Origin of the sequence: Novosphingobium sp. BW1 (assembly GCF_008107685.1) — a bacterium.
Taxonomy (GTDB): Bacteria; Pseudomonadota; Alphaproteobacteria; order Sphingomonadales; family Sphingomonadaceae; genus Novosphingobium.
Genome location: NZ_VIRF01000089.1, coordinates 113,290 through 131,787 on the forward strand (window position 1 = coordinate 113,290; position 18,498 = coordinate 131,787).

An 18,498-nucleotide genomic window follows, 5' to 3' on the forward strand; every position below is an offset into this window, starting at 1 on the left:
CCCCCTGGTCGCGCTTTAATCCCGATAGGCCGTGCCTTTGGAAAATGTCGCGGTCGATGGGGCTCTCCGGCAACTGGCCGGGCCCGCAATCAGGCCGCGACGCGCCGCAGTTCGGCAAGGCGCGCGGCAATATCCTCCTGCTCGCGCTTCATCGCGCCGGTGTTGCGATCGTTGAAAGCATCGAGCATGCGCGCGATGCTCGGTTCCAGTTGCAGCCAAGTCGCCTGCGGCAGGCGCGGTTGCAACTTTACCCAGGCGTCGTGGATGTCGATAACATCCGGACGAGCGACCATGTCGGTCGTGCTGGCGGCAAGCCGAACGGCGGCCTCGAGGTCGAGGACGTCTTCAAAAGTCTCGCCAGTGAGCCAGTAATCTGATGGAATCTGCATGACCTTCCGAAATGGGGCGGCTGGGTTCAGCCCTTCGGTCTTGGATAGGAACATGCAGCTGCCTTTGTAAAATGAACGTCGGTTCATAACGGAGGCGATCCGATTTGGTTCCTGCTTCGCGTCTTGTCGGGGGCGACTCGTGCCCTTATGGCGCTTCGTTCGGCTTCACGCGCAAAGGACCTTCGATGACCGCACACGACAAGACACTCGCCCTGATGGCTCGGGGGCGCGAATTCCTCGGGACCGAGACGGCGATCCTGTGCGGCGCCATGTCGTGGGTGTCCGAGCGCAACCTTGTTGCCGCAATCAGCAATGCCGGCGGCTTTGGCGTGATTGCCTGCGGGGCAATGACGCCGGAACTGCTCGATGCCGAGATCGCGGCAACCAAGACGCTGACGCAAAAGCCTTTCGGCGTTAACCTCATCACCATGCACCCCCAGCTCTTCGAACTGATCTCGATCTGCGCGCAGCACGGCGTGGGTCATGTTGTGCTGGCCGGTGGCATCCCGCCCAAGGGCAGTGTCGAGGCGATCAAGGAGGCTGGCGCCAAGGTGATCTGCTTTGCCCCCACGCTGGCGCTGGGCAAGAAGCTGCTGCGTTCGGGCGCCGACGCGCTGGTGATCGAGGGCAACGAGGCGGGCGGCCACATCGGTCCAGTTTCCACCTCCGTTTTGGCTCAGGAAATCCTGCCCACGCTGGCCGAGGACAACATCGTCTTCGTGGCAGGTGGTATCGGCCGCGGCGAGGCTATGGCGGGCTACCTCGAGATGGGCGCTTCGGGCGTGCAGCTGGGCACGCGCTTTGCCTGCGCCAGGGAATCCATCGCGCACCCAGATTTCAAGAAGATGTTCTTCCGTGCCTCGGCACGCGATGCCATAGCCTCGGTCCAGGTCGACCCGCGCCTGCCGGTCATCCCGGTCCGCGCGCTGCGCAACAAGGGCACCGAGGCGTTCACCGCCAAGCAGATCGAAGTCGCCAAAAGGCTCGATGGGGGCGAGCTCGACATGGGCGAAGCGCAGCTGGCGATCGAACACTTCTGGGCCGGTGCCCTTCGCCGTGCGGTCATCGATGGCGATGTCGAGGGCGGCTCGGTCATGGCGGGCCAGTCGGTTGGTATGGTCAAGGCCGAGGAGCCGGTGGCCGAGATCATCGCGGCACTCCTTGTCGAGAGCGAGGCTGCGCTCACCAAGCGTTCGGCGGCCTGAGCGCCCATCGCGTGCCCGTCGCTGTGCCGGGCAGGCGTCGGGACGGTACATTTTTGCAGGTGATCAAGGCCGTCCCGGGCTCGACATCCGGGGCGGCCTATCGCATTCTGAACAGACAGGAATTCATGTTGCCGTTCGATGCGGGCAAGGGCGCGCGCCATCTGCATATCAGCCTTTGCCATCTCCCCCGTTCGGTCGGCTTCTGGAAGACGCTCAAGACGAGGAAAGAAAAATAGTGTCGCAGCCCCTCATTCTCGCGCTGTCGTGTGCGGACAGGCCCGGTATCGTCGCGCGCGTGACCGGCTATCTCGCACAGTGCGGGTGCAACATCGTCGAGGCGCAGCAGTTCGACGACCTGCTCGAAAACAAGTTCTTCATGCGCGTGGCCTTTGATCCAGGCACGACCGACCGCGAAGAGATACGCGAGGGCTTCGGACCCATCGCGCTCGAATACGGCATGGCCTGGACGATGCTGCGCCGCGACCGTGCGCGCCGTGTCCTGCTCATGGTCAGCAAATTCGATCACTGCCTGGCCGATCTGCTCTATCGCCAGCGCATCGGCGAGATCAACATGGACATCGTGGGCGTGGTCTCGAACCATCCGCGCGAGGCGGTGACGACGCACCTGCTTGACGGCATCCCCTTCCACCACCTCCCGATCACCAAGGAGACCAAGCCCGAGCAGGAAGCCAAACTGCGGGCGCTGGTCGAGGAGACCCGTGCCGAGGTGGTCGTGCTGGCCCGGTACATGCAGGTCCTCTCGGACGACATGACCCGCTACCTTTCCGGCCGCTGCATCAATATCCACCACTCGTTCCTGCCCGGCTTCAAGGGCGCCAAGCCCTACCACCAGGCTCACGCGCGCGGCGTGAAGATGATCGGGGCGACCGCGCACTACGTGACTGCGGACCTCGATGAAGGGCCGATCATCCACCAGGACGTGGAGGCCGTCACCCACGCCGCGACGCCCGAGGACATGGTGCGCAAGGGCCGCGACATCGAACGCCGTGTGCTCGCCGAAGCGGTGCGCCTGCACCTTGAGGAGCGCGTCCTTCTGAACGGTAGCCGTACGGTCGTCTTCAAGGGCTGATTGCCCGGAATCCGCGTTTCGTGAAGGGCCCGCCCCGCGCCGACCGGCATGGGGCGGGCCTTTTTGCACCAGTTAGGGCAACTGTGGGCCTCGCCAGCGCGTTGCCCGCCCGATAGTCTGGTGCGAGCGCCAAGTGAGGGAGATGAGTATCCATGTGCGACGAATTTACCGAGGCGGATGAGGCGACGCGCCGCGAAGGCGGGCTCAACCGCCGCCAGTTCGCCGCGTTGGGTGCAGGAGCGGCGCTCGTCGGCTGTGCGGGCAAGGCAGGCAGCGCAGGCGAAGAGGGTTCGGACCTGCGCGAGCGGATGGTCTCGATCACCACCAAGGATGGCGTGTGCGACGCTTTCTTCGTGCACCCCTCGACCGGGCAGCATCCGGGCATCGTGATGTGGCCGGATATCGCGGGCCTGCGCGATGCCAAGAAGATCATGGCGCGTGCGCTGGCGGCAGAGGGCTACGCGGTCCTTGTCGTCAACCAGTACTACCGCTCCAGTCCCGCGCCGGTCCTGACCAGTTTTTCCGACTGGCGGACCGAGGAGGGCAAGGCGAAGATTGCACCCATGCGCGAAGCGCTGAGCCCGGAAGCGGTGACCCGCGATGGCGCGGCCTTCGTCGTGTTCCTCGACGCGCGCGAGGAAGTCGATACCTCCCGCAAGATCGGCTCGAACGGCTATTGCATGGGCGGGCCCTTCACCGTGCGCACGGCCATTGCCGCTCCCGAACGGGTGGGGGCGGCCGCCTCGTTCCACGGGGCAGGGCTGGTGACGGGCGAGCCCGACAGTCCCGACGCACTGCTGGACGAGACCAAGGCATCCTATCTTTTCGCGATTGCGCGCAACGACGATGCGCGCCAGCCTGAGCAGAAAACGAAGCTGCGCGAGGCTGCCGCGAGCGCTGGACGCGAGGCCGAGATCGAAGTTTACGACGCCGATCATGGCTGGTGTGTTCCCGATTCCCCGGCGTGGGATCCCGAAGAGGCTGACCGCGCGTGGAAGCGCATGATGGTGCTGTTCGCCAGCCTCTAGGCGAACTTGGCATTTGCGCCGAGATGCCCATATCGCTTGGCCTGAGACAGCGGAGAAGCCGATGACCGACGACAAGCTTGCCATGACCGAAGCCGAATGGCGCGAGAAGCTCACGCCCGAGCAGTACCATGTGCTGCGCGAGGCCGGAACCGAGCGCGCCTTTACCGGCAAATACGACAAGAATTACGCGGACGGCACCTATTTCTGTGCAGGGTGCGGCGCGCCGCTCTTCACCAACGAGGCCAAGTACAATTCGGGCTGTGGCTGGCCCGCCTATACCGCCCCGGTTGAGGAAGATGCCGTCGAGACACGGCGCGACATCTCGCACGGCATGGTGCGCGTCGAAGTGCTGTGCTCGCGCTGCGAGGGGCACCTGGGCCACGTCTTCCCCGATGGTCCTGGTCCGACGGGCCTGCGGTATTGCATCAACAGCGCCTCGCTCGATTTCGAGCCGGAGGACGGTGAGTAGAGGGGCCTTGGAACAGTGATTTCGGAGGGCCATCACCCTCGGGCTACCCGAACTGTCGACTCCACCTTTCCCGTGCGGCTTTGGATGAGAACGGTGAGGTCGCCGGTTCTGGGGGCAAGGAGTGATGACCCCTTGTATCCTGTTCTTCGCCTCAGGCTTCCGAGATGGGCCGCTAGCCACTCGATGAAGCGTTGAACCCGCTCGCCGGGGGCTGTTAACGGCAGGTTACAATTCCTTCTGCAAGGTGTAGGGCGTCGAACGGACAATCGTCGTCCGCAAGAGGGAATTCCACTACTCCGATGGCCAAGAAACCCGGCCGGCGCCCCGCATCCGGCGCGTCCCCCCGCAAGAGATCGCCGTCCAAGCCGCCCCTGGCGCGTCGCATCGTGCGCGGCGTGCTCATCTGGGGAACGGCACTGACGCTACTCGGCGCGATTTTCCTCGGCACGGCCGTGTTCTTCACCATGCGTGAACTGCCGGGGATGACCTCGCTCAAGAGCAGCCAGAACGGGCAGATGATCGTCGTGCGGGCGAACGATGGTTCCGAACTGGTCTCGCTCGGGCCCAGCTACGGAAAATGGCTCAGTTACGACCAGATTCCCAAGGTGATGAAGGACGCCATTGTCTCCACCGAGGATCGGCGTTTCCGCGATCACATCGGCGTCGACCCGGTGGCGCTGGCGCGTATTTTCAAGGTGCGTGTGGAGCGCGGGCACTTCCGCGAAGGCGCTTCCACGATCACCCAGCAGCTGGCGCGCAACATCTTCCTCAACAACGCTCGCACCTTCGGTCGCAAGGGGCGCGAGATGATCCTGGCGCTCGCCATGGAGCGCAAGTTCAGCAAGGACCAGATCCTCGAGCTCTATCTCAACAAGGTCTACTTCGGCGGCGGTGCCTATGGCATTGATGCAGCGAGCCGCAAGTTCTTCGGGCACCCCGCGACCGAGCTTTCGACAGGCGAGGCGGCGATCATTGCCGGTCTCGTGAAGGCCCCCTCGCACTATTCGCCGACTGCCGATGTCGAAGCCTCGATCGGGCGCGGCAAGGTTGTGCTGGGCCTCATGGCGGAAACCGGCGCAATTTCGCAGGCCGAGGCCAATTCGGTTGACCTGACCCAGATCGAGATGGCGGTCGATGCGGGCCAGAATTCGGTACGCTATTTCACCGACTGGGCGCTGCCCCAGCTCGACATGCTGCTGCCTGAAACCAGCGAGCCGATCGAGGTGTGGACCACGCTCGACCCCAAGATGCAGGAAGCCGCGACCAAGGCCGTCGACGCTAATGCGCCCGAGGGCGCGCAGGGGGCGCTCGTCAGCCTTGACCGCGATGGCGGCGTGCTGGCCATGGTCGGTGGCACCGATTACGTGACCTCGAACTACAACCGCGCGACGAGCGCGGTGCGCCAACCCGGTTCGGCCTGGAAGCTGTTCGTCTACATGGCCGCGCTGGAGTCTGGCTATACGCCCGATGACACCGTGGTCGACGAGCCGGTGACGATCGATGGGTGGAGCCCGCAGAACGCCAACCGCAAGTATTCGGGCGAAATCGACGTGCGCAGCGCCTTTGCCTATTCGAAAAACACGATCGCAGCCAAGCTGGGCTCGGAAGTGGGCTTCGGAACGGTGGCCAGCATGGCGCGCCGCTTTGGTATCTCGACGCCTGTCTCCACCAACCCTTCGATGGTGCTGGGGACCTCGGAAGTGCGCGTGATCGACATGACGCAGGCCTTTGCCGCTGTTTCGGCTGGTGGTACCTCGGTCGAGCCTTTCGGGATCCGCAAGGTCACCACGACCACCGGTGAGGTGCTGTACGAGCACAAGTCGGTCCAGGGCCAGATGCTGGTCCCGCCCTATGTGGCCGCGGGCATCACCGATCTGCTCCAGACGACGGTGGCTACCGGCACGGGCCGTGCCGCCCAGATCGGACGTCCCGTTGCGGGCAAGACGGGCACCACATCTTCCAACAAGGACGGCTGGTTCCTGGGCTTCTCGAGCGGGATCACGACAGGCGTGTGGATGGGCCGCGACGATGCAAAACGTGTGGCGGGCCTGTCGGGTGGACACGCGCCCGCCCGCGCCTTCCATGACTACATGGCCGTCGCGGTAAAAGGGCGCCCGGTCGAGCAGTTCGAGACCGAGCTTAAGTTGCCGGAATGGCAGCTGGAGCCCGACGACGAGTATCTCCAAGGCGACCCGGACGAGTACTATTACGTCGATGAGTACGGCAACGTTGTGTACCCCGACGCGCAAGGCCCGGGCGCGAACCGCGATGAGCCGCTCTACGAGGACGGTTCGGGCGTTGGCGATCCGGCCTATGGGCCGGGGCCCGCTCCTGCTTATGCCCCGGCGCCAGCTCCACAGGGACCCGCCGCGGCGACCGATGATTTCCTCAACCGCGCGACCGGCCGTCAGCCAAATGGGCCTCCCCCCGTCAACGTGACACGGGGACAGGGCAATCCGCGTCCGGTACGAACACCGCCGCCTCCGGTGGACGAAGCGCCGGGGCAGATTCCTTACTAGCGATGTTCAGGAGCGGCGGCGGACCGGGCAGGGGCCGCCCCCGTCGCCGTTCAGAAGCTGTCCCGGTCGAGCTCGGGAAGGTCGAGCGCGTCGCACAGGACCGCGCGCGCGGCGATGCACTGGGCCCAGAGCTCGGCGCTCGCGAGGTCTGCAGGCGCAATCGTCTCGGGCCAGTGGGCCTCGACCACGGCGGCGATGGCGTCGAGCTTCTCGGGCGTTGCGAGAAAACGCGGATCGACACGGGCCGGATCGGCGACCACGCGCAGGCGCAGGCAGGCAGGCCCTCCTCCGTTGGCCATGGATTCGCGAAGGTCATGCACGAAGAGCTGGCGGATCGGTCCGTTGCCCGCGACATCGGTCTCCAACCAGTTCCAGACTGCAGGCGTCTCGCGCGCTTCGCCGGGCAGCACCAGCGCCATTTCGTCCGAGGGCAGCGTCACCAACTGGGCGTTGAACAGGTACGAGGTGATTGCATCGGCGAGGCTGACCGCGTGGGCGGGTACTTCGACAATCTCGATCTCAGGCAGTTTGGCACGTAGCTCGGAATAGAGTGCGTCCTTGTCGGCAAAAGCCTGCTCGTGCGTGAAGAGGACACGCTCGTTGGCAACCGCGACGACATCGTTGTGAAAGGCTCCGGCCGCAATGGCCTCGGGCGACTGGCGCGCGAAGACAGTGCGGGCGGGATCGAGCCCGTGGCGTCGTGCGATGGCCTCGCCCGCCTCACGGTGCTGGCGCGCGGGGAAAGGGCCGCCGGTTTGGCCGTAAACAAAGACCTCGGTGCCCGGCGCATCATGGCGTGTACACAGGCGCATGTGGTTCGCCGCGCCCTCGTCGCCGAACGGTGCCGGGACGGGCGCGTGCACGGCAAACGCCTCTTCGTCCGCGAAGGCGAGGAGGAGCTGGGCGAGCGTCTCGCGCCATTCATGGCTGCGGTGGGGCATGGTGACCAGATTGGCAACCGTGATGTGGCACCGTCCATCGGCGCAATCGGCGCCCGGACTGACCGTACCCGCGTTCGCCGCCCACATCGAGGAGGCGGAAAGCGCGTTCGCGCGCAGCGCGGGACTGGCCGCTTCGATTTTCGTGCCCAGCTGCTTCAGCCAGCCTTCGTCGGGTCGGCGCTGGGGCAGAAACAGGCCCTGGTGCAAGCCGCGTTCGAGGTTCGCGCGCATCTTGGCAATGCCCTGGAGGGCTGCTTCGCGTGGGCGCGCAATCTTGCCGGTGTTCTTCGCCGAGGCGAGATTGCCCAGGCTTAGGCCAGCGTAGTTGTGGCTGGGGCCGACGATGCCGTCGAAGTTGATTTCGGTGATCATGCTGGGTTGCTTTCTCAGACAGGCGCGATGGTGACGATGTCGCCGGGGGCGACCTGCAGGAGCGCGGCGCTTTCCTCATCGAGCGTGATCGCGCCGCTGCCAGCTTCGTCAACCTGCGCAAGGCAGGCCCGGAAGTCAGCGAGCTTGCCGTACGAGACGATGTGGCTGGGCGGGTCCTCGCTGGCAATACAGAGACTGGCGATGCGCACGTCCTGGGCGCTCTGGATGGTGCGGATGCGGTCGGTCTCGGCCATCATCGAGGGGCCGCCGTCGAAGATGTCGACATAGTTCTGGAAGGCGAAGCCCTCGCTCTCCAGCATGCGCTTGGCGGGGCGCCCGGAATAGTGCGGTTGGCCCATGACCTGCCGCGCGGCCTCGGAGAGGAGCGCGGTGTAGATAGGGTGCTTGGGCATGAGATCGGCGATGAACTGGTGGCCGTGGCGGGCATTGAACTCGTCCGCGTCGCGAAAGGACATGTCGAAGAAACGCCCGGCCAGCCCGTCCCAGAAGGGCGAGTTGCCCGCATCGTCGATAGCGCCGCGCAGTTCCGCCAGTGTGCGGTCGGCGAAGCGCGCGCGGTGGCCGCGCATGAACAGATAGCGGCTGCGCGCGAGCAGTTTGCCCACTCCGCTGGCGCGTTCGCCGGCATCGAGGAACAGGCCGCCCACCTCGCTCGATCCGTCCAGGTCGGTGCACAGCGTCAGCATCTCGGCGCGGAAGGTGCGGTCCAGCTCCTTGGAGTGCTGGGTGATGCGCCCGATTCGGTAGGAGTAGAAGGGGTACTTGATGCCCACCTGCGAGAAGATCTGGCAGGTCCCGGCAATGCGCCTGGTCTCGGTGTTCTCGAGAATGAAGAGGAAGAGATCGTCGCCCAGAGCTTCTTCGGTGCGCGCGAAGGAAGCGGCGGCGGTCTCCAGCTTGGTGCGCAGGGTGGGGCGGTCCGGCGGCAGATTGGTGAAGCCCCCGCCCGTCGACTTGGCCATGCGGTAGAGCGCTTCGAGATCCTTTTCGCGGGCAGGTCGCAGAAGGAAGGTCATGCAGGCAGGCCTTTGCGGTCAATGCGGTAGAGAACGAGCGCGGTCAGCTGCGCGCGGGGGGCGAGCGAAGAGGCAACCATGAACTCGTCGGGTGAATGGATCGCACCGCCGAGAACTCCCATGGTGTCCAGGACAGGGACGCCGGTCGCCGCGATGTTGTTGCCATCGCACACCCCGCCTGTGTCCTTCCAGCTCATCGCCTGGCCAAGGTCCGAGGCGGCCTTCGAGACAACGCCATAGAGCGCGTCGGTGCGCATCGAGATCGGCTTGGGCGGGCGCGAGACGCCGCCGTGGACGTGGATTGCGACTTCGTGAAGGCGGGTGACCTCGGCAATGGCGGCCTCGACCAACGCTTCGGCGGCTTCGGCCAGTTCGGGCGTGCGCGGGCGCAGATTGACATGGAGGATGGCAAGATCGGGCACGGTGTTGTTGGGGCCACCTCCCTCGATCCGGGCGGGGTTCACCGACAAACCATCGCGCCGTCCTGCGGCAAGACGCAGGGCGAGGTCGCTGGCGGCCAGGATGGCGTTGCGCCCGTCCTCCGGGTTTCGCCCTGCATGGGCCGAGCGGCCATGGATCACTACCGCGTAGTTCCCCGAACCGGGCCGTGCGCGGGCCATCGAGCCATCGGGAAGCGCGGGCTCGTAGGTAAGGGCAAAGAGCTTGTCCTTCGCGAGCCGGGCAATGAGCGCGTTCGAGGAGAGCGATCCTGTCTCCTCGTCGGCGTTTATCATCACGTCGTAGCCCAGCGTCGGTTGCGCCTTTTCGTAGGCCAGCAGCCCTTCGAGCATGAGCGCAAGGCCGCCCTTCATGTCCGCCGTTCCGGGGCCGTGCAGGGTATCCGCATCGAGCCAGTCGCAGGTCTGGAAGGGGTGCTCCCTAGAATAGACCGTGTCCATGTGGCCGGTCAGGATAACACGCCGTTCAGCTTGAGGTCGGACCGAGAGGACTAGGTGGCGTCCGTGCGGCTGGGCCTGGGACTTGCCTTCGCTATCGACTTTCTCGACCTCGGTCGGTTCGACGAGCGAGACCTCGCCCGGCAACTGCGCGAAGGCATCGGCCAGCTTATGCGCCATGGTAGCCAGCCCGTCCAAGTTGGCGGTGCCGCTGTTCACGCCCGCCCAATCGAGAGTGCGCGTCTCGATTGGTGCGCGTTCTATGGGCGCAATCAGCGCCTGTTCCTCGTGGGTCAGTCCGGTCATCCGGCGCGGTCCTTTCCCTGTTTTATCATTTTTCGAGTACGAAACATAATTATAACGGGAGGGCAAGCGCGGGGTTCCGCCTCAGGTATGGAGGTGACTAGCCATGGGCGCCGAACTCGTTGGCAATGGCGGTGGTGATGCGAAGGCCCAGCGCATGGCTGCGCTCGATTGGCTGGATGTAGTCCTCATGGATCTGGCCATAGCCGGCCGCGCTGCCGTCGGGGTATTCGCTGGGCTCGTCGATCTCGAAGTCCTGGATCGAGGGGAAGTGGATCGGGAACGCGCGGCGCAGCTGTGCCAGGGCATCTTCGGTGCGCAGGGTGAAGACCATCTCCAGCACGTCGTCGCGGCTAATGTCGTTGGCACGGCTGAAAGCCGGGACCATGACCGCGCGCAGGAACATGTGCTTCATCAGCGCGATGCGCAGGGCCTGAAGCACACCGAGTGAGCGGCGGGTGTGCTCACGGTCGGGCAGGGGCTGCTCGTCGGGGACAAGGTCCATCAGCTTGTGCAGCTTCATGGCGTCCACCCTGAGGCGCGAGGCAAGACGGCGAAAGACGCCGGTGCGGTCGTCCTTCGTCAGGTACTCGCCGATCTTGAGGCAGGCATCGGTGATATACTGTTCATCGCCCCTGTACGGACGGCTGGCCCAGTAGGCGGAGTTGAACAGCTCGCCATAGGCGCCCACCGTCTTGATCGAGGCAATGGAATCGGCGGCACGTACAAGGCGCATGATCTGGCGCCCGCGCGCGCTGTCCTTGAGAAGCTCCGCGATCTCCTCGACGTTGCCATCCGCCGCAGTGCCCACGCCGGCTATCACGTTGACCGGATAGCCCAGTTGCTGGAGGATCGCGTTGTGCGGGATCGCACGGATCTGCCGCAGGTTCATTGTGCGGTCCGAGGGGAGGTCGGACTGGCGGCGTGACTTGCGGCTGCCGGTATCGTTCAGCATGCCAAGGCCAAAGGCCGTGATTGCGCGGCTGTAGGTGCTGGATTCCAGGTGCGCGTGCTGAACGCTGCGGATGTTGCGGTAGAAGTCGAGGCTGAGGTCGGTACGCCTGTAGAAGACGTCGGTTTGTGCATCGGCATCCGCGCCCCATAGCGGCCGCTCGGCCATGCGGGTGAGCGTTGCGAGCGCAAGCTCGTCAGAGCCGAACCACAAGTAGCCATCTCCGCCCTGAAAGGAGACTTCGGGCTCAAGTTTGATCCCGGCCCGCAGGAAGCGGCGTCGCGCCCAGGGTGACATCTGCCAGTCGAAGCGGTCATCGACGCTGGAGGGATGGCAGCCACGGCCCATCGACTCGCCGCCGGTGTTGAAGATGAGCGCGGCAACATCGGTCATGGCATTGGCTGCCATGGCTTCGGCAAGACGTCCCTGCAGGCGCTCGATGGCGAGTGCGGCTGGGATCTGCCCGACGAAGCGGCCCGCGTCGGAAAAGCCGGTCTGGATGCAAACCCGGCCGCGCAGGCGCGCGTAGTCGCGGAAGGCCGGTTCGGCGAGCACGGCGTCGAGGAAACGGCCGCCGTGTTCGAGCGCGGTCTCGGTCTCGAACAGGGGCGAGACATCGACCATGTCCTCGATCCCGAACTTGCGCGCGAAATAAAGCGCGGCAAGCACCGTGGTGGGTTGCTCGCACTCGGCCACCAGCATGCGGATCGGGGAATCGGCGTCGATGTGGGCCAGGATCTGCGCCATGGCGAGGAACTGGCGCACCGCAGTGCTGTTCTCGATCGCGAGGGCCGCGAAGTTGGACTTCACCGGCTTCACCTCGGCCAGCAGTTCGCGCATGCGCATGAGCGCGGCCTGGCTGGAGAGCGAGAGCTTGCCGTCCGGATCAATGCGGCGGCGTATCGCGTTCTGGAGCTGGGAGGCGTTCACGCGGAAATGGATCCCGCCCATGCTCAGTCCATCGGCGCGCATCGCGGCGGCGACAACCAGCAGGTCGCGGGCGGTTTCATGCCCGGCGTGGCGTGCTTCTTCTTCCAGTTCGACGATTATGCCATCGAGGCTGACGAGCTTGTCGGGGTGGGCGGCCGTGAGCGCGTTGGCAGCCTTGGAGAGCGCGCCGGGATCGGAGAAATCCTCTGTAAAGAGCGTGGCCATCTCGGAAGTGTGAGTGGCCGAGCGTGCCAAGCGTCCCGCGATTTCGGGTTCGAGGCCCCCAAGGCTGGCCGCATAGCCTTCGAGCCGCATCGCCTTTTCCTGGAGACGGTAGCGGATCGAGGTGTTCCACGAGATGTCGGTGCGTCCGTCCATGTCGTAGCCGACCCAGGTGGCAAAGCGCACGGGGCAGGGCTGGAGGCTCTTCCAGCGCTTGGGCCAGCGAGTCGCGGCGAGGTCGAAGAGGCGTCCGGCAATGCGGTCGCGCGCTTTTTGGCCTCGGGCCAACGCGGCCATCGCCTTGGTGTGCTCGTAGTCAAGCGTGATGGTGTCGCGGGTCGCCTCGGCGGTGCACACGCTCGCCTGCGAGAAATCGCCATTAGAGGCTGACCCGGCCACGGCCTCGGTCTGCGCCTGTGTCAGGAGGAAGGTGGGGTGTGCGGTGAAAACGACGTGGCCAGCGGGGCGCTGCCAACGAGCGGCGAAGGCGGTAAAATCGTCTTCGCTGGCCGCTGCGTCGAGGGCTGTGTCGTTCGCCTCGGGGGCCAGTGTGCCCAGGATCCGGTCGAGCCGGGCGGCGCGGGCGCGAAGGCCCTCGCACTCCATCTCGGCGACCAGAGCTTCGATGTCGTCAAGCGACATCTCCCCGTTTTCCAGCTTGCGCGAGAGTTCGAGGCCGAGCTGGAAAACGGGGTTGTAGAGCGGCGTCTGGGCCGTGAGCTTGTGCAGTTCACGAAGGCGGGCGGTGAGGTCGTCGACGGTGGTGAGGGCGGGTCCGGTCATCGTCATGTCTCCTTCGCGAACTGCAGGCAGGTGGGGAGGGAAAGGGGGGGGGTCAGGCCTTCAGGGCAGCGGCCTCGCGCGCATCGGCCTCGATCTTCGCAACGTCGGGCGCGCCCTGGGGCACCATCCAGCTGCCGCCCACGCAAATGACCGCATCGAGCGCGAGCCAGTCGGGCGCGTTGGCGAGCGAGACGCCGCCGGTGGGGCAGAACTTAGCCCCGGCGAGGGGTGCCGAAATGGCTTTCAGAGCCGGGGGGCCACCTGCGGCCATGGCGGGGAAGAACTTGAGGCGTTCGAAGCCCATGTCGAGCGCGAGCATGACGTCGGTTGCGTTCGAGGTGCCCGGCAGTAGCGGTGCATCGGCCTTGAGCGCGGCTTCGCCGAGCTGCGGGGTAAGGCCGGGTGAGACGAGGAACTCCGCGCCAGCATCGAGCGCCTTTGCCATGTCGGTCGGGTTGAGCACGGTGCCTGCGCCAACGGTCGCGCCGGGCACGGTCGTCATCGCCTTGATGACGTCGAGTGCGCAGGGCGTGCGCAGCGTGACTTCCAGTGCCGGCAGGCCACCGGCGACGAGCGCCTCGGCAATCGGCACGGCGTGGGCGACATCCTCGATCACGAGGACGGGGATGACGGGGGCGAGGCGCATCACGGCCTCGACGCGGGCTGCGTAGTCGGACATCAGGAAAGGTGCTCCCGGACATAGGCTGCGGCGGCTCCGAAGAGGCCGGGCTGGGGATGGGTGATAAGCTTGACGGGAAGGTTTGCCATGAGGTTGGCAAAGCGCCCCTTGGCGCAAAACTTCTCGGAAAAACCGGACTTGAGGATGGTCTCGCGGATGCGGTAGCCTAGGCCACCTGCAATGACGACACCGCTGGCCCCCTGGGCAAGGGCGTAATCGCCTGCTGCCGCGCCCAGCGAAAGGCAGAAGCGGTCCACCGCGGCGGCGGCCAGCGGGTCTTCCTTGGAATCGGAGGTGCCCGCAGTCCAGATCTCGATGTCGGTCTTGTCAACATGCGGGGTCTGCTGCATCGCGGCCAGCGTCTCGTAAATATCGACAATGGCTGGCCCTGAGACCACCCGTTCAACCGATACGCGGTTGTGGCGCTTGCGCAGCCGCGCCAGGATCGCATCATCGATGAGGTCGAGCGGCGAGAAGTCGATGTGCCCGCCCTCGGTTGCCTGGACGTGGTAGCCCTTCGCGCCATCGCGCCAGACATGGGCAACGCCAAGGCCGGTGCCTGGCCCCAGAACGCTGAGGGTACCGCGCGGTGGCAAGGGCGTGTCAGGACCTGCGAGGTGGACGAATTCGCTTTCTTCGGCGCAGGCAACCGCGTGGCCAACCGCTTCGAAATCGTTGACGATGGTGAAACTGGTGGCGCCAAGGCGCTCCTCGATCATGGCCGGGCGGATGATCCAGGGATTGTTGGTGAACTTGATCACCTCGCCCCCGACCGGGCCGGCCACCGCGAAGGAGACGGCCTTGGGGAGCGTGCCCCCGTTCATCTGGGCAAAGGCCTGCCAGGCAAGCTGGAAGCTGCCGTGGTCCTTGGTGTGGAGCGTGGCCGGTTCACCCAGCGTGATCGCGCCATCGGCATCGACCGTGGCAATGGCAAAGCGGGCATGGGTTCCGCCGATATCGACGGAGACAAGCTGGGTCATCTCTCTCTCCGATTGCCCGGCCACGCCATTAGTCGGCGTAGCTTCGGGCCGTGCGATCGTCCCGGCCGCGCTCACAGCCCTGCGACCTGGAGCATGGCCGAACCGCCCTGTTCCGCACCGCTGGCGGACAGGCGGAACATGGCAAAAAGCTCGCGGCCCATGCCCATTGCGGGCTTGGGCGCTTCGGCGGGCGCGCGGCTGGCAAGATCTGCGGTAGTGGAAAGTTCGCCGGTCTCGGCGCAGACCTTCACGATGTCGCCATCCTGGAGATAGGCGAGCGGGCCCCAGTTGCCCTCGACATCCGCCAGGGCTTCGGGGGTGACGTGGATCGCGGCGGGAACCTTGCCCGAGGCGCCGGACATCCGCCCGTCCGTCACCAGCGCAACCTTGTAGCCACGGTCCTGCAAGATGCCGAGCGGCGGGGTCAGCTTGTGCAGTTCGGGCATGCCGTTGGCGCGCGGCCCCTGAAAACGCACGACGACAACAACGTCGCGGTCGAGCTCGCCCGCCTTGAACGCGGCGGTGACCGCTTCCTGGGTGTCGAAGACGCGGGCCGGGGCCTCGATCGTCCAGCGCTCCTTCTCGACCGCGCTGGTCTTGAAGGTGGCGCGGCCGATGTTGCCTTCGACAAGGCGCATGCCGCCATCGGACTGGAAGGGATTGGCAGCGGAGCGCAGCATGGTGTCGTCGCCCGAGGTTTCCGGTGCGGGCTTCCAGGTCAGCTGGTCGCCGTCCATCGTCGGCTCGGTGGCGTAGGCGCGCATGCCGCCCTCCGCGATAGTCAGGATGTCCTCGTGGGCAAGTCCTGCGTCGAGCAGTTCGCGCACGACCCAGGCCATGCCGCCTGCGGCGTGGAAGTGGTTCACGTCGCCCGACCCGTTGGGGTAGACGCGAGTAAGGAGGGGGACGGCGGAGGAAAGCTCGGAGAGGTCCTGCCAGTCAACAAGGATACCCGCCGCGCGTGCCATCGCGGGAATGTGGATGGCGTGGTTGGTCGAGCCACCCGTCGCGAGCAGGCCGACCATGGCATTGACGATAGCCTTTTCGTCGACGACTTCGGCCATCGGGCGGTAGTCGTCGCCCTTGCGGCTCATCGCTGCAACTCGCTGGGTGGCGGCGCGGGTCACGGCCTGGCGCAGCGGCGTGTTGGGCGGCACGAAGGCGGCGCCGGGCATGTGCAGGCCCATCATCTCCATCATCATCTGGTTGGAGTTGGCCGTGCCGTAGAACGTGCAGGTGCCGGCCGAGTGGTAGCTGGCGCTTTCACTGGCAAGCAGTTCCTCGCGGCCGACTTTGCCCTCGGCGTAGAGCTGGCGGGTTTTCTGCTTCTCCTTGTTGGAGATGCCGCTGGGCATAGGCCCCGAGGGAATGAAAGCAGCCGGCAGATGCCCGAAGCGCAGCGCACCAATGACGAGGCCCGGGACGATCTTGTCGCAGATGCCCAGCAGGGTCATGCCGTCGAACATTGCATGGGACAGCGCGATGGAAGTCGAGAGCGCGATGGTGTCACGGCTGAAGAGCGAGAGCTCCATGCCATCGAAGCCTTGCGTTACCCCATCGCACATGGCGGGGACGCCGCCTGCGACCTGCGCGGTGGCGCCCACTTCTCGCGCGAACAGCTTCATCTGCTCGGGATAGCGGCCGTAGGGCTGGTGCGCGCTCAGCATGTCGTTGAAGGCGGTGACGATGCCGATGTTGATCGTGCTCATCGCCGCAATCGCACCCTTGTCCTCGCCGCTGGCGGCAAAGCCGTGAGCCAGGTTCGAGCAGGACAGGAACGAGCGGTCCGAGTGCTTTCCGGCTTCGCCGCGTACCATCTCCAGGTAAGCCGCGCGGCTTTCCTTCGAGCGTTCGATGATACGGTCGGTGACGCGGTCCACCACGGGGGAGAGGTTGGTCATGGGTATTCTCCTGATCGCGCTTCACGCCGCCTGCCCGGCCGAGCGGTGCGGCGCGTGCGCGTGCAATCTTCATGTTTACGGCCCGAAAGAAGGGCCGCGAGAGGCCGCGGGACGGCCTTATTCGTGCCAGGTCACGCCGTCGCGCTCGGCAAGGGCGATGGCGGCGGACGGTCCCCAGCTTCCAGCCGTATAAGTCTTGGGCTCGATGCGGTGTTCCTCCCAGGTGGCGCGGATCGCGTCGATCCACTCCCACTGGGCCTCCACTTCATCGCGGCGGACGAACAGGGTCTGGTCGCCTTCGATCAGATCGAGCCAGAGGCGTTCGTAGGCGATGCGCCGCTGCGGGCCAGCAAAGGCGTCGGGCATCGAGATCGCGAGCGGGATCGCGCGCAGGCCGAAGCCCTCACGGTCGAGCCCGGGCATTTTGGCCATGAGCGAGAGCGTGATGTTCTCGTCCGGCTGGAGCGAGATGACGAGTCGATTGGGCACCGTGCGGGCGCCGCGCCCCGAGAAGATCGAGTGCGGCACGTCGCGGAACTGGACGACGACCTCGGTCGTGCGTCTGGGCATGCGCTTGCCGGTGCGCATGTAGAAGGGCACGCCCTGCCAGCGCCAGTTGTCGATGTGGGCCTTGATCGCGACGAAGGTTTCGGTGTCGGAGGGCTTACCCAGTTCCTCGTCGTAGCCCGGGACGGCTTCGCCGTTGATGGCGCCCGCGCGGTACTGGCCGGTCACGGTTTCCTCGGCCTTGATCTGGCGCAGCGAGCGCAGGACCTTGACCTTTTCATCGCGTACGGTCGTCGCTTCGTACGAGACGGGCGGCTCCATCGCGACCAGCGCGAGGAGCTGGAGCATGTGGTTCTGCACCATGTCGCGCAGCGCGCCCGAATCGTCGTAGTAGCCCACCCGTGATTCCAGGCCCACGGTCTCGGAGACGGTGATCTGGACATGGTCGATATGGGCCGCGTTCCACAGCGGCTCGAACATGAGGTTGGCAAAGCGCAGCGCGATCAGGTTCTGGACGGTTTCCTTGCCCAGGTAGTGGTCGATCCGGAAGATGCGGTCCTCGGGAAAGGCCGAAGCGACGGCGTCGTTTATGACCTTGCTGGATTCCAGGTCTATGCCCAGCGGCTTCTCGAGAGCGATGCGCACGTTGGGGCCGGCCAGACCGTTTTGTTCCAGGCCGCGGATCGTCGGCTCGAACAGGCTGGGGGCGGTTGAAAGGAAGATCGAGAGGCCTTGGTTGGGCTCGCCGACCTTGGCCGCGAGCGCCTTATAGCCTTCCGGGTTGTTCGCATCGAGCTGCTGGTAGAACAGGCGGTTGAGAAAGGTCGCCATGCCGCCTCGGCGTTCGGGCGCGAGGAACTGCTCCAGCGATTCGCGCGCGAAGTTGCGGAATGCCTGGTCGTCCATCTCGGAGCGGGCGGTGGCGATGATCTGGATGTCGGGATCGAGCAGCCCCTCGGCGTCAAGCGCGCAGAGCGAGGGCAGGAGCATACGACGCGATAGGTCGCCCGTCGCGCCAAACAGGAGGAGTCGATCAGAAGTGAATTTGGTCACGTAAGCCTTTCCACCTGAGGCCGAGCTCCTCCTCCCGGCCATCTTGAATCTTGTGTCACGGCCTCTTTGGACCACGCAGGCGCAGCATATCAAGGGTATATGTCATCCGCTAGGTAGTTGCTCCGTTTTGAATGCAGCTTGCGCCCGACGCGCGGCGCAGATGTGCAAGATGCACTGCACAGCCTGGCCGCTTGCCATAGGACTGTCGTCTTGCGCTTCTAGCAAGGCTTGCTGATCGTGCG

15 protein-coding genes are annotated in these 18,498 nt (G+C 65.5%); 6 read left to right on the forward strand and 9 right to left on the reverse strand.

The window, feature by feature from the left end:
* Positions 1–89: 89 nt before the first annotated feature.
* Positions 90–389, reverse strand: coding sequence for a hypothetical protein (locus FMM79_RS17490; protein ID WP_148628709.1), 300 nt, complete (start codon positions 387–389; stop codon positions 90–92).
* Between the two features lie 185 nt (positions 390–574).
* Between FMM79_RS17490 and FMM79_RS17495 the strand changes: the two genes are divergently transcribed.
* From FMM79_RS17495 to FMM79_RS17515, 6 genes are all read left to right on the forward strand, one after another.
* Positions 575–1,594 (forward strand): nitronate monooxygenase family protein, encoded by a 1,020-nt coding sequence (locus FMM79_RS17495; protein WP_148628710.1) that lies wholly within the window; start codon positions 575–577, stop codon positions 1,592–1,594.
* 53 nt (positions 1,595–1,647) lie between these two features.
* Positions 1,648–1,830, forward strand: coding sequence for a hypothetical protein (locus tag FMM79_RS21275; RefSeq protein WP_162528539.1), 183 nt, complete (start codon positions 1,648–1,650; stop codon positions 1,828–1,830).
* Complete coding sequence (gene purU, locus FMM79_RS17500) at positions 1,830–2,684, forward strand: formyltetrahydrofolate deformylase (protein ID WP_148628711.1); 855 nt, start codon at positions 1,830–1,832, stop codon at positions 2,682–2,684. The genes FMM79_RS21275 and purU overlap by 1 nt, the downstream gene beginning before the upstream one ends.
* A gap of 152 nt (positions 2,685–2,836) precedes the next feature.
* Positions 2,837–3,712 (forward strand): dienelactone hydrolase family protein, encoded by an 876-nt coding sequence (locus tag FMM79_RS17505; RefSeq protein WP_148628712.1) that lies wholly within the window; start codon positions 2,837–2,839, stop codon positions 3,710–3,712.
* Positions 3,713–3,773: 61 nt separating this feature from the next.
* Positions 3,774–4,181, forward strand: a complete 408-nt coding sequence (gene msrB, locus FMM79_RS17510; RefSeq protein ID WP_148628713.1) for a peptide-methionine (R)-S-oxide reductase MsrB — start codon at positions 3,774–3,776, stop codon at positions 4,179–4,181.
* A 299-nt stretch (positions 4,182–4,480) separates the two neighbouring features.
* Positions 4,481–6,700, forward strand: a complete 2,220-nt coding sequence (locus FMM79_RS17515; RefSeq protein ID WP_148628714.1) for a transglycosylase domain-containing protein — start codon at positions 4,481–4,483, stop codon at positions 6,698–6,700.
* A 50-nt stretch (positions 6,701–6,750) separates the two neighbouring features.
* Here FMM79_RS17515 and FMM79_RS17520 read toward each other — a convergent pair whose 3' ends face one another.
* The 8 genes from FMM79_RS17520 to zwf all read right to left on the reverse strand — a co-directional run bounded on the left by FMM79_RS17520 (position 6,751) and on the right by zwf (position 18,256).
* Positions 6,751–8,013 (reverse strand): N-succinylarginine dihydrolase, encoded by a 1,263-nt coding sequence (locus FMM79_RS17520; RefSeq protein ID WP_148628715.1) that lies wholly within the window; start codon positions 8,011–8,013, stop codon positions 6,751–6,753.
* 14 nt (positions 8,014–8,027) lie between these two features.
* Entirely contained in the window at positions 8,028–9,050 is a 1,023-nt protein-coding gene (locus tag FMM79_RS17525; protein WP_148628716.1) for an arginine N-succinyltransferase, read from the reverse strand.
* Positions 9,047–10,252: a hydrolase gene (locus tag FMM79_RS17530; protein ID WP_148628717.1), complete on the reverse strand. Its 1,206-nt coding sequence runs from the start codon at positions 10,250–10,252 to the stop codon at positions 9,047–9,049. The genes FMM79_RS17525 and FMM79_RS17530 overlap by 4 nt, the downstream gene beginning before the upstream one ends.
* Positions 10,253–10,349: 97 nt before the next feature.
* A complete protein-coding gene (locus FMM79_RS17535) occupies positions 10,350–13,136 on the reverse strand; it encodes a phosphoenolpyruvate carboxylase (RefSeq protein ID WP_148628718.1) in 2,787 nt (928 codons plus the stop codon).
* Positions 13,137–13,188: 52 nt separating this feature from the next.
* On the reverse strand, positions 13,189–13,815 hold the full coding sequence (eda, locus tag FMM79_RS17540; protein ID WP_148628719.1) for a bifunctional 4-hydroxy-2-oxoglutarate aldolase/2-dehydro-3-deoxy-phosphogluconate aldolase: 627 nt from the start codon (positions 13,813–13,815) through the stop codon (positions 13,189–13,191).
* Positions 13,815–14,795 (reverse strand): glucokinase, encoded by a 981-nt coding sequence (locus tag FMM79_RS17545; RefSeq protein ID WP_148628720.1) that lies wholly within the window; start codon positions 14,793–14,795, stop codon positions 13,815–13,817. The genes eda and FMM79_RS17545 overlap by 1 nt, the downstream gene beginning before the upstream one ends.
* Before the next feature lie 71 nt (positions 14,796–14,866).
* On the reverse strand, positions 14,867–16,696 hold the full coding sequence (edd, locus tag FMM79_RS17550) for a phosphogluconate dehydratase (RefSeq protein WP_148628721.1): 1,830 nt from the start codon (positions 16,694–16,696) through the stop codon (positions 14,867–14,869).
* 117 nt (positions 16,697–16,813) lie between these two features.
* Positions 16,814–18,256 carry a glucose-6-phosphate dehydrogenase gene (gene zwf / locus FMM79_RS17555; RefSeq protein ID WP_148628722.1) on the reverse strand — a complete coding sequence of 481 codons (1,443 nt, stop codon included), beginning with the start codon at positions 18,254–18,256 and terminating at the stop codon, positions 16,814–16,816.
* Positions 18,257–18,498 lie beyond the last annotated feature (242 nt).